This window comes from Pantoea sp. V106_11 (genome assembly GCF_029967885.1).
Lineage (GTDB): Bacteria > Pseudomonadota > Gammaproteobacteria > Enterobacterales > Enterobacteriaceae > Pantoea > Pantoea ananatis.
Window position 1 is genome coordinate 579,645 of record NZ_JASCAK010000020.1, and the last position, 13,425, is coordinate 593,069.

The window sequence follows — 13,425 nt, forward strand, 5'->3', positions numbered from 1 at the left end:
ATCATAGATTTTTGATTAGTGAGCCACATATCAATAACAAAATCATTTTGTTGCGAAACCTTTTTGACAGGGTAATGGCGAATTTGTGATGCCTCCAACCCGGTTATGCCACATTCCGCCATAAATGCGGTAGATGATTTTCATATAAGGTTAATTCAGTCTGTAAAAAGCGTTAGACTGTATGAGTGATTGTTATATTTATGGAATGAATAAATTGTGAACCAATTCAAACTTAACACGCTTATCGCGCTTATCCCTTGTTATTTTCTGGGGCATTCAGTACAGGCCGCGCCTTTATCGCTTGGCGCATCAGTGATTTATGCCCAGTCGCCTTACCGGGGTGGGCAGGACCGCTATTTGCCGGTGCCCATCATCAATTATGAAGGAGAAAACTTCTGGTTTAACACGCTGCAGGGCGGCTATTACCTGTGGAAAGACCCGCAGGATCAGCTGTCTCTGACCCTGCTCGGCTCGCCCCAGGAGTATGACCCCGGTGATAACGATCTGGGGGATATGAAAGGGCTGGATAAGCGCCGTATGACGCTGATGGGCGGGGCAACCTACCGACATACTGCAGACTGGGGGATTATCCGTACCTCACTGCTGGGCGACCTGCTCAACAACAGCAACGGGATCATCTGGGACCTGACCTATCTCTACCGCTTCAACTTCGGTGACTTTACCCTGACACCGGGCATCGGGGCGATGTGGAACAGCGCGAACCAAAACCGCTACTACTATGGTGTTTCCGGCAATGAGAGCGATCGCACCGGCATCAGCCGCTACCATCCTGATGACAGCTGGTCGCCCTATGCTGAGCTGAACGCCAGCTACAGTATTACGCCGCAGTGGAATGCCAACCTGTCCGGTCGCTATACGCGTTTTGCCAGTGAAATCAAAGACAGCCCTATGGTCGATAAAAGTGGGCAGTTCACAATCTGGACCGGTGTCAGTTACAGCTTCTGATTTGCACCCTAAGAGGGCAGGCGTTGCCCTCTGATCGTTTGTCTGCTCTACAACAGTGCAGGAGAGTCAAATGGCACAACGTCTCGATGTTGCGGGTCACCAGGGCATCCCGGCTATTGGCCTCGGAACCTGGTACATGGGCGAGGACAGCGCTCGCCGTCAGCAGGAAGTCACAGCGCTTCAGGCGGGTCTGGATGCAGGCCTGAAAATTATCGATACGGCAGAAATGTATGCCGATGGCAGAGCGGAAGAGGTGGTCGGCGAGGCATTAAAAGGGCGCCGCGATAGCGCGCTGCTGGTATCGAAAGTCTACCCATGGAATGCCGGTGAAGATGATGCGATAGCGGCCTGCGAAGCCAGCCTGCGCCGTTTGCAAACCGACCGTATTGATCTCTATCTGCTGCACTGGCGCGGCAGCGTCCCGTTGGAAGAGACGATTCGCGCCATGCAAAGGCTTCAACAGCAGGGGAAGATTGTTCACTGGGGCGTTTCAAATTTTGACAGCGATGATATGGACGAGCTCTGGGCCGAACCCGGGGGCGAAGCATGTGCGACGAATCAGGTCCTTTACCATCTCGCCTCTCGCGGTATTGAGTACGACCTGTTACCGCAGTGTCAGCAGCGTGCTGTGCCGATCATGGCATACTGTCCGTTGGCACAGGCAGGGCGGCTGCGCCGCCATTTGTTCTCTGAGCCCACGCTGGTCGCTTTGGCTCAGCAGAAAGGCGTGACGGTTGCACAGCTGCTTCTGGCGTGGGTAATCCGCGCTCCCGGCGTGATGGCTATTCCTAAAGCCAGTTCCCTTCAGCACGTCCGGGAAAATGCCGCGGCACTGGATATCACCCTGAGTGATGAGGCGTGTTTCCTGATCGACAAGGCTTTCCCGCCACCGCGGCATAAAATGCCCCTGGACGTGGTGTGAATTAAGCGTTAATTCACTTTCCCTTTCAGGCGGATCGTGGTGGCCAGCCGGGCCGGTTTTTCGCCCGCGCTGCGTAACGGCTTGCTGATTCGCGCCGTTTCCACGCACACCATGGTTTTATACCCTTCGTTGGGCATGTCCGTCATACTGCAGGAGAGTTCGACGCCGGGGTTCCACGTGACAACGTCACTATGATGGTGGTGATAGACTTCAATCTGGCGCTTTCCAGCCTGATCGTTAATCACCGAACAGTCATTGGCCGAGGTGAAAATACGGTCAACCCGGGTGGTAAAGCGCTGTTTGCCGTCGCCCGTGCCTGGCTGATTGTCGTTAACCTTGTCGATATAGTGCTCACCCAGACCCGACACCTCTACGTCGTTGATATCCGCCACGTTAAAGTAGCTGTGCAGGGCGGCGGTGGACGTGTAGTCGCCATAGGCTTCCAGTTCGATCTCACAGTGCTGCCCCAGGCGGAAACGGGCGATTAACGTGAATTCATGTGGCCACAGCTTTAGGGTTTGCGGATTACTTTCCAGCACCAGCGTCAAGATAACGCCATCTTCGTTTTCGTCATGGGCGGACAGCGTCCACGACTGGTTACGGGCAAAACCGTGTGCGGGTTCACCTGCGGGGCCAAACCAGGGCCAGCAAATGGGAATGCCGCCTCGAATCGCTTTGCCTGGTGAGAAGGGGCTTTTGTCACTTAGCCACAGGACAGGTTTCTCCCCGCTGGGCTGCCAGGCGATGAGATGCGCGCCCTGTAACGTGATAGCTGCGCGCACGCGGGGATGACTGACGACGATAGTCGGAAGTTCGCCCACCTGACGCTGTGACAGGTAAGGCGTAATCTGTTTAATGACGGGAAGAGAAAAAAGTTTGTCTTGCATGCCCGACTCCTTACGAAAGGGATCAAAAAAAGGGTGACCGAAGTCACCCTTATTCTCTAGTGTCTGGCTGCCTTATTTAGCAGAAACCAGCGCAATCAGGTCGAGAACTTTGTTTGAATAACCGGTTTCGTTATCGTACCAGGAAACCAGTTTAACGAAGTTGTCATTCAGCGCGATACCCGCTTTCGCATCAAATACTGAAGTCAGCACTTCGCCGTTGAAGTCGGTAGAAACCACGTCGTCTTCAACGTAGCCCAGCACGTCTTTCATTTCGCCTTCTGCTGCTGCTTTGATCGCTGCACAGATTTCTTTGTAAGATGCGGCTTTTTCCAGACGAACGGTCAGGTCAACAACAGAAACGTTTGGCGTCGGAACGCGGAACGCCATACCTGTCAGCTTGCCATTCAGTTCTGGCAGCACTTTACCTACGGCTTTGGCCGCACCGGTAGATGAAGGGATGATGTTCTGAGACGCGCCACGACCGCCACGCCAGTCTTTGTGAGACGGGCCATCAACGGTTTTCTGCGTTGCAGTCGTTGCGTGAACGGTGGTCATCAGACCTTCCACGATACCGAACTTGTCATTGATCACTTTAGCCAGTGGTGCCAGGCAGTTAGTGGTACAAGAGGCGTTAGACACGATGTCCTGGCCCTGGTATTTGTCGAAGTTTGCACCACGAACAAACATTGGGGTGTCATCTTTAGACGGACCGGTCAGAACGACTTTCTTAGCACCCGCAGTGATGTGCTTACGTGCCGTTTCGTCGGTCAGGAAGATACCGGTTGCTTCAGCAACAACGTCAACGCCGACTTCATCCCACTTCAGGTTAGCCGGATCTCTCTCAGCAGTAACGCGGATTTTCTTACCGTTAACAACCAGAGCGCCGTCCTGTACTTCAACGGTGCCGTCGAAGCGGCCGTGAGTAGAGTCGTACTTCAGCATGTACGCCATGTAATCAGCGTCCAGCAGGTCGTTGATAGCAACGATTTCGATGTCAGAGCGCTGTTGAGCAGCACGGAAAACGATGCGACCGATACGGCCAAAACCGTTGATACCTACTTTGATAGTCATATATTCCACCAGCTAGTTGTTAGTGAATAAAAGGTTGGCTGTAAAATTACAAAAACCTTACCAGGCGTCAAGCGGAATCGTGTCAATTGTTGCGACAGGTCAATCCACCAGACAGGAATTATTGGGGCCGCAACCGCTTGCGCTCAGCGGTAAACGGCGTGCTCTGTTGAATCCTTCGCCGAATATATAGGGATATACCAGAGAAAAGGTGATCGAGTTCACAAATCCACCTTGTGAGATACTGACTGAAGGGTTGAGCACAAAAAAAGACCCGATTAATGTTGATCGTTTGTTAGAATACTAGTCGATTTTTACAGAATGACATCCCGGAATTGCTCAAATGCCTAAAGAAACCGCACCCGAAGCAAAAATTGCCCAACTGACTGAGATGCAACGCTATGTGACTCAACAGCGAGGAACGGAGCCGCCTTACAGCGGTGCCCTGCTGCATAACAAGCAGGAAGGGATTTATCACTGCCTGGTCTGCAATGCGCCGTTGTTTTTGTCTGATACCAAGTACGATTCAGGTTGTGGCTGGCCGAGTTTTTATCAGCCGGTAAGCGATGAGGCCATTCGCTATCTGGAAGATAATTCCCATGGTATGCAGCGCATCGAAATCCGCTGTGGCAGCTGTGATGCGCACCTGGGGCATGTTTTCCCGGATGGCCCCCAGCCGACAGGCGAGCGTTACTGCGTCAATTCTGCCTCGCTGAACTTTACAGATCAGCAAGGTGAGGAGACCCAAGGATAATCATGAAACAGCAACTTGAAGCCATGCTTGAAGCCCTGACGCCTGAAATTTATGAGCGTCTTGTTGTGGCCGTTGAAACCGGAAAATGGCCGGACGGTGTAGCGCTTACCCAGCAGCAGCGTGATAACAGCCTGCAACTGGTGATGATGTGGCAGGCACGTCATAACGATGCACCTCAGCATATGACCATCGGAAAAGACGGTGAGATGGTCACCAAATCGAAAAGGCAGCTGAAAGAAGAGTTTGGTATCGAACCAGACGTCACGCGTATCAACCTGCATTAAGTCTGATAAGGTGCTTCTGTCAGGGTGCTGACAGAAGCGTTTAGCGTGGATGACGGGCTGGCACGCTGCCAGCCCGGAGCACGTCAGACAATGACCGCACCCTGGGCGGCCATCTGGGCCAGTGCGATGTCGCTGTCTTCAGGATTCAAATTCACCCCGCGGCAGCCTTCGGCGACCACGTCCACCTGATAGCCCAGTTCCAGTGCATCCAGAACGCTGTATTTCACACAGTAATCGGTTGCCAGCCCCAGCATAACCAGATGGCTGATGCCGCGTTCACGCAACCAGCTGTCCAGCTCCGTTTTACGGCGATGGCCGTTATCAAAAAAAGCGCTGTAGCTGTCGACATCCTGATCCTGGCCCTTGTGAAAAACAGCATCAAACAGGCTGCGATCGAGACCAGGATGAAAATCAGCGCCCGCCGAATGCTGAACACCATGATCGGGCCACCAGATTTGAGGCAAACCGTTGAGCTCACCCAGGGTATAAACCGGCTCGCCCGAGACAGAAGCAAAGCTGCCATGATTGGCCGGGTGCCAGTCCTGCAAGGCCACTACGCATTCGCCTTTCTCATGAAAGGCACGGGCATAGCGATTTGCTACCGCGACGGTGTGATCGCCTTCTCTCACGGCCATTGGGCCGCCGGGGCAGAAGTCGTTCTGAATATCGATAATGATCAGTGCCCGTTTCATTCCCGTTTGCTCCGTTTTAGTCTTCTGTCAGTTCGCCACGCAGGTTTTGCTGCATTTTGGCACGGATTTGCTCGCTTGAAAGATCCTGACTTAACAGATAGTGAAGTTTGGTCAGGGCCGCTTCTACCGTCAGATCAAAACCGCTGATCACGCCTGCATGCTCCAACGCATTGCCCGTCGCGTAGCCGCCCATGTTAACTTTGCCGGAAATACACTGCGTCAGGTTAACGACCACAATGCCGCGCTCGCTGGCCTGCTGCAGTTCAGAGAGAAACTCAGCGTTCTGCGGCGCATTACCCACGCCATAAGAGCGCAGAATAAGGGCTTTAACCGGCTGGCGCAGGAAGTTGCGCACCACATCGGCGGAAATACCGGGGTAAATGGTAACCACGCCAATAGGCTGTGGCGTAATGGTATGAACGATGAGTTCACCTTTCCCCTGTGGCGCGGGTGGCGTGTTCAGACGACGAATGTGGATGCCGGCTTCCAGCAGCGCAGAAAGGTTGGGTGAGGCAAAGGCATTAAACCCGTCAGCATGCGCTTTTGTGGTGCGGTTACCGCGATAGAGCGTGTTATTGAAAAACAGCGTCACTTCATTAACCGGATAGTTAGCGGCGACATAGAGTGAATTCAGCAGGTTTTGCTGACCGTCCGAGCGCAGTTCTGCCAGGGGGATTTGCGAGCCGGTTACGATGACAGGCTTGGCCAGGTTCTCCAACATAAACGACAGGGCGGAGGCGGTAAAAGCCATGGTATCTGTGCCATGCAGAATCACAAAACCGTCGTAGCGATCGTAATTACGCCGGATATCTTCGGCAATTGACTGCCAGTCCTGAGGCGTCATATCGGACGAGTCGATCAGGGGCTGATATTCGTGAATCGTAAAGTCAGGCATTTCCGGGCGATGGAATTCCGGCATTTTTGCCAGCTCTTGCTGCAGGTGACCTGAAACCGGAATATAACCTTGAGCGGAACGTTGCATACCGATAGTACCGCCCGTATAGGCAACGTAAATGTTTTTCTTTTGCATAGGTGTACTCAGACTTGCCGTAAAACGCGCAGTATAAGGGCAATGGCAGGGAAAAGCAGCCCGACCAGCGGTCGGGCTGAGAGGTTTATCGCACTTCGCCGCAGGTCAGGCAGAAGGCATAGCGGTTTTGTGGATCGTTAAGATGGTCGAACAGGCCAGGCTGACGTCGCATTGCACTCATTACGTCGAACATCGGCGCAGGCAGCCAGGCTTTGATCGGGTCAGGCAGAACAGCCTGCACGGAGGCATTCATTTGATTTAGCATCAAATCAATAAAGCCGGGATCTTCCTGGTACCAGTCAAGCTGCGGCTGGGAAACCTTCGCCAGTTCAGCGGCTTTTTTCACTGCGTCATCAAAATCCCCCAGCGCATCGACCAGGCCATTAGCTTTCGCATCACTGCCGGTCCACACATGTCCCTGGGCGATGGCGTCAATTTGCTCCGGCGTTTTGTGACGCGAGGCGGCAACCAGACCAACAAAGTTGTGATAGCCGTTTTCGATGGTCAACTGCATAAGCTGTTGAACCTCGGGGGGCAGCGCCTTAGTGCTGGCGACGTCCGCCAGAGGCGATGTCGCCACGCCGTCCGTGTGCACACCAATACTGGCCAGACTGTTCTCCAGGGTATTAATTACGCCGAAGATGCCAATAGAGCCGGTCAGGGTACTCGGGCTGGCGATGATGTAGCTGGCTGGCGTTGAAATCCAGTATCCACCGGATGCCGCCATGCCGCCCATTGACACCACTATCGGTTTCCCGGCCGCTTTCGCTGCAGCCAGTTCGGCACGGATGGCCTCCGAGGCCGTCACGCTACCGCCCGGGCTGTTGACCCGAAGAATGATCGCTTTGATTTTCGGATCCAGGCGTGCATCACGAATCTGCGCCGCCGTGGTATCGCCACCGACGTTGCCCGGCGTTTCATCGCCATCCATGATGGCGCCGCTGGCCATGATCACGGCAATATTACCTTTCTGCTGAGTGGCGTCCGGTTTCACGTTGTAGTCATAAATACTGACGCTGCGATAATCGCTACTCTGCTTATCGAAACCAAAGGTCTTGATTAACATCTGATCGGCATCGGCCCGTGAACCCAGAACGTCGACCAGTTTGTTATCCAGCGCGTATTGACCCGTATCACCTTTAACGGCCTGCAGGCCGGCGATAATGGCCGTTGCACCAGGGAACAGCTGCTCAGGCGTAATCTGACGGTTAGCCGATACGGTGTTCAGGTAATTTTGCCAGAGTTGGCCAACCCAACGGGTATCCGCATCGCGCGCTGCAGGTGACATATCGTCGCGCAGGAAAGGCTCAACGGCAGACTTATAGGTTCCAACACGGAAGACGTGTGAATTGACTTTCAGCTTTTCAAGCAGCGTTTTGTAGTACAACCCGTTGGTGGCGAAACCATGCAGGTCAACCGTACCCTGAGGCGAGAGATAGATTTTTGTTGCATAGCTTGCAAGGTAGTACTGAGCCTGGCTGTAGCTGTCGCCCAACGCATAAATCGGCTTACCGCTTTCCCTGAATTCGCGCAGCGCTTTGCCCACATACTGCAGCGAGGGCTGATCGCCACCGGCAAAGTCACGCAGGTCCAGCACCATGCCTTTGATATTACTGTCATCCTTTGCCTGACGGATCGCATCGACCACGTCAAACAGGGAGTTTTCCTGCAGTCGGTCGCTGCTGGTGCCTAACAGTTGACGGCCAATTTTGCTCAGGCGATTACTGACGGAAGGCTTATCGACCAGCACACCGGTCAGGTCAACTTTTAACGCACCTTGCTGTATGGGAGCAGAATGACTGCCTGAACCACTGACCTGAAGCCAGATCCCGACACACACGACAATTAAAAAAATCAGGAATAAATTAAGAATTAATTCCCTGATAAAGTTCAGCACTCGCCAGATCCCGCGGAACAGGCCAGCAATTATTCGCCACAATGTGCGCATCACACTCTCCATATTGATATAACCGGAAATCGCCGCTTAGCGGTCCAGGTCTCCGTTGACGACCTCATCCTAAAGAGCGGCGAAACAAAAGTCAGCAGGAAATCACCCAGGACTGTTACAAAAAATCCACCTGTGCCAGGATTACGCATGCTTTTACCCCACTGGAGAAAAACATGGATGCACTTGAATTACTGGTTAATCGCCGTTCGGCTTCCCGTCTGGCGGATCCGGCTCCCGGCGGCGAGGCGCTGGATAACATTCTGCGCGCAGCCATGCGCGCGCCCGATCACGGCACCTTACAACCGTGGCGCTTTATCATAGTTGAAAACAGTGGACGCGATCGCTTAAGCCAGCTTCTGGAAAAGGCGGCACGTGACAATCAACTGGATGATAAGGCCATCAATAAAGCCAGCCAGGCTCCGTATCGTGCCCCAATGATCATTACGGTTGTGGCCCATTGTGAACTGAACCACAAGGTGCCACGCTGGGAGCAAATTGCATCTGCAAGCTGTGCCGTGATGGCTATGCAAATGGCCGCGGTCGCACAGGGGTTTAATGGTATCTGGCGAAGTGGGGCCTGGACTGACGATCCCCAGGTACGCGAGGCCTTTGGCTGCCGTGAGCAGGACGCGATTGTGGGCTTTCTCTATTTAGGCACGCCCCAGCTGAAATCCAACACCACCGTGATACATCCCGACACTGCGCCGTTCGTGCGCTATTTCTGATCGCCCCTGAGCGGGTTTGCGCGGTTATTGTGCGAACAGTTCAGCATTGAACCCGGCGCGCTTATCAGCCGCGCGCCGCCAGGCTACCATAGCGCTGCTTCATCTGGCAGCGCATACTCTCTTCCAGCCTGTGCGCATGATGTAACCGTTCTTTGGACTGAGGCGCAGGCATCATGTTGCCGACTGTTTGTTGACCGGTAGTGCGTTGTCATCATTGTTGTTTGCTGACGTTAAGGATTACCCGATTTAATGCGTTTGTTTATTGCAGAGAAACCCAGCCTTGGACGGGCCATTGCCGATGTACTGCCTAAACCGCACCGGCGTGGTGAGGGCTTTATCGCCTGCGGCAATGACCAGATAGTCACCTGGTGCGTGGGGCATTTACTGGAGCAGGCGCAGCCTGATGTGTACGACAGCCGCTATGCGCGCTGGTCGCTGGTCGATCTGCCGATTATTCCTGAAAAATGGCGTTTGCAGCCGCGTCCTTCGGTGGCAAAACAACTCAAAGTGGTGGAAGGCTTACTGGCCCAGGCCGATGAAGTGGTGCACGCCGGCGACCCGGACAGGGAAGGCCAGCTGCTTGTGGATGAAGTGCTGGATTACCTTCAGCTTCCCGCTGAGAAACGCAGTAAAGTGCAGCGCTGTCTGATTAACGATCTTAACCCACAGGCTGTGGAGCGGGCTATCAACCGGCTGCGTGAGAATCGCGAATTTATTCCCCTCTGCGTGTCCGCGCTGGCGCGAGCACGTGCCGACTGGCTTTACGGTATTAATATGACCCGCGCCTGGACGCTGCTGGGCCGGAATGCGGGCTATGATGGCGTGTTGTCCGTTGGACGCGTACAAACGCCGGTGTTGGGGCTGGTGGTGCGACGGGATGAAGAGATCGCGAATTTCGTCCCAAAGGATTACTTTGAAGTGAAAGCGCACATCGTCACGCCGGATGAGAGCCGGTTTACCGCGAACTGGATCCCCAGTGAAGCCTGTGAACCCTGGCAGGATGAAGAAGGTCGCCTGCTGAAACGCTCACTGGCGGAACATGTGGTGGCGCGCATCAGCGGTCAGCCCGCTATCGTTACCGCCTACAGTGACAAGCGAGAAAACGACATTGCGCCGTTGCCGTTTTCACTCTCCAGCCTGCAAATCGAGGCGGCAAAGCGCTTTGGTTTGAGTGCGCAGGCGGTGCTGGACATCTGCCAGCGGTTATATGAAACCCACAAGCTGATCACCTATCCACGTTCTGATAGCCGCTACTTACCCGATGAGCATTTTGCCGGCCGTCATGCGGTGCTCAATGCGATCCAGTCCCATCAATCCGGTCTTACTCCACCAGCAGACTTTGATGCAGATCGAAAAAATCGCTGTTGGGATGACAAAAAAGTGGATGCGCACCACGCCATTATTCCTACCGCGCGCGCCAGCGCAGTGAAACTTAATGAAAACGAACAGCAGATTTATGGACTGGTTGCGCGTCAGTATTTGATGCAATTTTGTCCGGATGCCGTGTTCCGCAAATGCACCATCGATCTGGATATCGCGGGCGGTAAATTTGTGGCTAAAGCGCGCTTTCTGGCGGAGGCGGGCTGGCGTGCGCTGTTGGGTGGCAAAGAGCGCGATGAAGAAAACGATGGCATGCCGCTGCCTGTTGTAGCGAAAGACGATGAGCTGCTGTGCGAGCGGGGTGAGGTGCTGGCGAAACAGACACAACCGCCACGCCACTTTACCGACGCGACCTTGCTTTCGGCCATGACCGGCATTGCGCGCTTTGTGCAGGATAAAGAATTAAAGAAAGTGCTGCGTGCGACCGATGGTTTAGGAACGGAAGCCACGCGCGCAGGCATTATTGAATTACTGTTCCGTCGTTCGTTTTTGCATAAGAAAGGGCGCTATATTCATTCTACTGATGCAGGCAAAGCGCTGATCCACTCGCTACCGGATCTCGCCGCCAGGCCGGACATGACGGCGCAATGGGAATCAACCCTGACGCGTATCAGTGAAAAGGCCTGTCGCTATGATGAATTTATGCAACCCCTGGTGCAGACGCTGAGCGGGCTTATTCAGCAGGCGCGACAGCAGCCCTCGGGACAGGCGTTTCGTGGTTTACCGTCCACCGGCCAAAAACGTCCACCGCGTAAAGCAGGGCGTAAAACGAAGGAAACTGAATAATGAGTAAATCAGCCTGGCTAATTCTGGTTGCAATGGCTGCCTGCAGCCCCGCGCATGCTAACTATCATCAGCAGGGCGCGGCAGGTGGCACCAATACCGATGTGATCGTGGATATGCCACCGGAAGTCTGGACGCAGGGGCAAAACAGTCAGCAAAACTGTCTGCAGTGCTGTATTTTTGAAAACCGAAATTACACAGAAGGCGCAGTGGTGAAATCGGAAGGTGTCCTGCTACAGTGCGCGCGCGATGAGAAGTCGTTGGGAACCAATAATCTGATTTGGAAAATAGTGAAATAAGTACGCGTGGCATTTCACCACGCGTCAGGATCCTGTCAGAAGTGGAAGGTTGACCAGACCGGCGCATGATCGGACGGTTTTTCCATACCGCGAATCTCGTAATCGATGCCTGTTTCAATACAGTGTGAGGCCAGCCCGGTGCTGGCCAGCAGCAAATCGATACGCAGACCGCGATTGTCATCAAAGCCTTTTGAACGGTAGTCGAACCACGAAAAGCGATCGTTAATCTCAGGGTTTTGTGCCCGCCAGGTATCAACAAGGCCCCAGCTGAGCAGGCGATCCATCCATTCACGTTCTTCCGGCAGGAAAGAGCATTTACCGGTACGCAACCAGCGCTTGCGACTGTCTTCTCCAATACCGATATCGAGATCGGTGCTGCTGATATTCATATCACCCATGATCAGCACCGGCTTATCGGCCGCCAGGCTGTCGCTCAGGTAGCTTTGCAAATCGCGATAAAACTTCTCTTTCGCCGGAAATTTTGTCGGATGGTCACGGCTCTCGCCCTGGGGGAAATAGCCGTTAATTACCGTAATATCGCCAATCGGGCTGGGGATCTCCGCCATGATTAACCGACGCTGAGCATCGTCGTCATCGCCCGGGAAGCCGCGTCGCACGGATACCGGCTGGACTTTTGTCAGCAGCGCCACGCCGTAATGCCCTTTTTGACCATGGTAAAACACGTTGTAGCCCAGCTTAGCCACGTCTTCTAAGGGGAACATATCGTCATGAACTTTGGTCTCCTGCAGTCCGATGACGTCCGGCTGATGTTTTTCTACCAGCGCTTCAAGTTGGTGAGGGCGAGCCCGCAAGCCGTTAATGTTGAATGAAATAAATTTCATGAGATGACCTTCAGCGAATGATAGGCAGGATGGTAGCGATTTTTACAGGAAAAGTCATGGCAGAGCAGGGCAATTTCAGCGAGTGGTGGACAGGCTCAGTCAGAAAGCGGGAAGCGGGTTCAAGAGGATGATTTCACCCTGCGGACCGCGCTTGCGCGCGTTGCCCGACCCGAACCTTAGTCGAAGGTTCTCATCCCTCTCCCCAGATAACTATGATGGTTTGGTTTTTTTGGGCAGAAAGGCAGAATTTTCGTGATGGTGGTGGGAGAAGGATTATTCGGCGCGTTGCGCCTCACCCTGCGGGCCGCGCTGATACGCGTTGTCTCGCGATGCTCGACCCGAACCTTAGTCGAAGGTTCTCATCCCTCTCCCCAGATAACTATGATGGTTTGGTTTTTTTGGGCAGAAGGGCAGAATTTTCGTGATGGTGGTGGGAGAAGGATTATTCGGCGCGTTGCGCCTCACCCTGCGGGCCGCGCTGACGCGCGTTGTCTCGCGATGCTCGACCCGAACCTTAGTCGAAGGTTCTCATCCCTCTCCCCAGATAACTATGATGGTTTGGTTTTTTTGGGCAGAAGGGCAGAATTTTCGTGATGGTGGTGGGAGAAGGATTATTCGGCGCGTTGCGCCTCACCCTGCGGGCCGCGCTGATGCGCGTTGTCTCGCGATGCTCGACCCGAACCTTAGTCGAAGGTTCTCATCCCTCTCCCCGAAGAATATGGTGATTGAGATTATCTTGGGCAGATCAGGAGAATATTTAAGATGGTGGTGGGAGAAGGATTATTCGGCGCGTTGCGCCTCACCCTGCGGGCCGCGCTGACGCGCGTTGTCTCGCGATGCTCGAC

At 54.0% G+C, this 13,425-nt stretch carries 13 protein-coding genes and 5 other RNA genes; 7 read left to right on the forward strand and 11 right to left on the reverse strand.

Going from position 1 to position 13,425, the window contains the following annotated elements; all coding sequences use genetic code 11:
- Positions 1-216: 216 nt before the first annotated feature.
- On the forward strand, positions 217-966 hold the full coding sequence (locus QLG08_RS04065) for a MipA/OmpV family protein (protein ID WP_013025990.1): 750 nt from the start codon (positions 217-219) through the stop codon (positions 964-966).
- A gap of 70 nt (positions 967-1,036) precedes the next feature.
- Positions 1,037-1,888, forward strand: coding sequence for an aldo/keto reductase (locus tag QLG08_RS04070; protein WP_238493384.1), 852 nt, complete (start codon positions 1,037-1,039; stop codon positions 1,886-1,888).
- An 8-nt stretch (positions 1,889-1,896) separates the two neighbouring features.
- Here the strand turns inward: QLG08_RS04070 and QLG08_RS04075 are convergent, their stop codons facing one another.
- Together QLG08_RS04075 and gapA are read right to left on the reverse strand one after the other, a co-directional pair.
- Positions 1,897-2,775 carry a D-hexose-6-phosphate mutarotase gene (locus QLG08_RS04075; protein ID WP_238493383.1) on the reverse strand — a complete coding sequence of 293 codons (879 nt, stop codon included), beginning with the start codon at positions 2,773-2,775 and terminating at the stop codon, positions 1,897-1,899.
- Positions 2,776-2,847: 72 nt separating this feature from the next.
- Positions 2,848-3,846: a glyceraldehyde-3-phosphate dehydrogenase gene (gapA, locus tag QLG08_RS04080; protein WP_014593833.1), complete on the reverse strand. Its 999-nt coding sequence runs from the start codon at positions 3,844-3,846 to the stop codon at positions 2,848-2,850.
- Positions 3,847-4,186: 340 nt separating this feature from the next.
- Between gapA and msrB the strand changes: the two genes are divergently transcribed.
- Both msrB and QLG08_RS04090 read left to right on the forward strand, forming a co-directional pair.
- Positions 4,187-4,597, forward strand: a complete 411-nt coding sequence (gene msrB, locus QLG08_RS04085; protein WP_013025986.1) for a peptide-methionine (R)-S-oxide reductase MsrB — start codon at positions 4,187-4,189, stop codon at positions 4,595-4,597.
- A gap of 2 nt (positions 4,598-4,599) precedes the next feature.
- Positions 4,600-4,881, forward strand: coding sequence for a DUF1315 family protein (locus QLG08_RS04090; RefSeq protein WP_013025984.1), 282 nt, complete (start codon positions 4,600-4,602; stop codon positions 4,879-4,881).
- A gap of 83 nt (positions 4,882-4,964) precedes the next feature.
- On the opposite strand, the gene pncA is transcribed toward QLG08_RS04090, so the two are convergent.
- From pncA to sppA, 3 genes are all read right to left on the reverse strand, one after another.
- Entirely contained in the window at positions 4,965-5,573 is a 609-nt protein-coding gene (gene pncA, locus QLG08_RS04095; protein WP_013025983.1) for a bifunctional nicotinamidase/pyrazinamidase, read from the reverse strand.
- A 16-nt stretch (positions 5,574-5,589) separates the two neighbouring features.
- The gene (gene ansA, locus QLG08_RS04100) at positions 5,590-6,603 is read right to left on the reverse strand and encodes an asparaginase (RefSeq protein ID WP_013025982.1); all 1,014 of its coding nucleotides are present in this window, start codon (positions 6,601-6,603) and stop codon (positions 5,590-5,592) included.
- A gap of 85 nt (positions 6,604-6,688) precedes the next feature.
- Positions 6,689-8,551, reverse strand: coding sequence for a signal peptide peptidase SppA (gene sppA, locus QLG08_RS04105; protein WP_014605713.1), 1,863 nt, complete (start codon positions 8,549-8,551; stop codon positions 6,689-6,691).
- Positions 8,552-8,724: 173 nt separating this feature from the next.
- On the opposite strand from sppA, the gene QLG08_RS04110 reads away from it, so the two are divergent.
- The 3 genes from QLG08_RS04110 (at position 8,725) to QLG08_RS04120 (ending at position 11,738) form a co-directional block, all read left to right on the forward strand.
- A complete protein-coding gene (locus QLG08_RS04110; RefSeq protein WP_013025980.1) occupies positions 8,725-9,276 on the forward strand; it encodes an NAD(P)H nitroreductase in 552 nt (183 codons plus the stop codon).
- A gap of 249 nt (positions 9,277-9,525) precedes the next feature.
- Complete coding sequence (locus QLG08_RS04115) at positions 9,526-11,442, forward strand: DNA topoisomerase III (protein WP_022623227.1); 1,917 nt, start codon at positions 9,526-9,528, stop codon at positions 11,440-11,442.
- A 32-nt stretch (positions 11,443-11,474) separates the two neighbouring features.
- Positions 11,475-11,738: a YnjH family protein gene (locus tag QLG08_RS04120; protein ID WP_230957802.1), complete on the forward strand. Its 264-nt coding sequence runs from the start codon at positions 11,475-11,477 to the stop codon at positions 11,736-11,738.
- Between the two features lie 35 nt (positions 11,739-11,773).
- Here the strand turns inward: QLG08_RS04120 and xthA are convergent, their stop codons facing one another.
- The 6 genes from xthA to QLG08_RS04150 form a co-directional block, all read right to left on the reverse strand.
- Complete coding sequence (gene xthA / locus QLG08_RS04125) at positions 11,774-12,580, reverse strand: exodeoxyribonuclease III (protein ID WP_013025977.1); 807 nt, start codon at positions 12,578-12,580, stop codon at positions 11,774-11,776.
- 112 nt (positions 12,581-12,692) lie between these two features.
- Positions 12,693-12,795, reverse strand: a non-coding RNA gene (locus QLG08_RS04130) — RtT sRNA.
- 41 nt (positions 12,796-12,836) lie between these two features.
- Positions 12,837-12,964, reverse strand: a non-coding RNA gene (locus tag QLG08_RS04135) — RtT sRNA.
- Between the two features lie 41 nt (positions 12,965-13,005).
- Positions 13,006-13,133: non-coding RNA, RtT sRNA (locus tag QLG08_RS04140), on the reverse strand.
- Between the two features lie 41 nt (positions 13,134-13,174).
- A non-coding RNA gene (locus QLG08_RS04145) (RtT sRNA) lies at positions 13,175-13,302 on the reverse strand.
- Positions 13,303-13,343: 41 nt separating this feature from the next.
- Positions 13,344-13,425: non-coding RNA, RtT sRNA (locus tag QLG08_RS04150), on the reverse strand; the annotation flags it as partial.

Coding starts and splice junctions, on each gene's coding strand:
- QLG08_RS04075 (WP_238493383.1), bottom strand. CDS start 2,775: ATGCAAGACAAACTTTTTTCTCTTCCCGTCATTAAACAGATTACGCCT.
- sppA (WP_014605713.1), bottom strand. CDS start 8,551: ATGCGCACATTGTGGCGAATAATTGCTGGCCTGTTCCGCGGGATCTGG.
- QLG08_RS04120 (WP_230957802.1), top strand. CDS start 11,475: ATGGCTGCCTGCAGCCCCGCGCATGCTAACTATCATCAGCAGGGCGCG.
- QLG08_RS04070 (WP_238493384.1), top strand. CDS start 1,037: ATGGCACAACGTCTCGATGTTGCGGGTCACCAGGGCATCCCGGCTATT.
- QLG08_RS04110 (WP_013025980.1), top strand. CDS start 8,725: ATGGATGCACTTGAATTACTGGTTAATCGCCGTTCGGCTTCCCGTCTG.
- gapA (WP_014593833.1), bottom strand. CDS start 3,846: ATGACTATCAAAGTAGGTATCAACGGTTTTGGCCGTATCGGTCGCATC.
- QLG08_RS04090 (WP_013025984.1), top strand. CDS start 4,600: ATGAAACAGCAACTTGAAGCCATGCTTGAAGCCCTGACGCCTGAAATT.
- msrB (WP_013025986.1), top strand. CDS start 4,187: ATGCCTAAAGAAACCGCACCCGAAGCAAAAATTGCCCAACTGACTGAG.
- pncA (WP_013025983.1), bottom strand. CDS start 5,573: ATGAAACGGGCACTGATCATTATCGATATTCAGAACGACTTCTGCCCC.
- ansA (WP_013025982.1), bottom strand. CDS start 6,603: ATGCAAAAGAAAAACATTTACGTTGCCTATACGGGCGGTACTATCGGT.
- QLG08_RS04115 (WP_022623227.1), top strand. CDS start 9,526: ATGCGTTTGTTTATTGCAGAGAAACCCAGCCTTGGACGGGCCATTGCC.
- xthA (WP_013025977.1), bottom strand. CDS start 12,580: ATGAAATTTATTTCATTCAACATTAACGGCTTGCGGGCTCGCCCTCAC.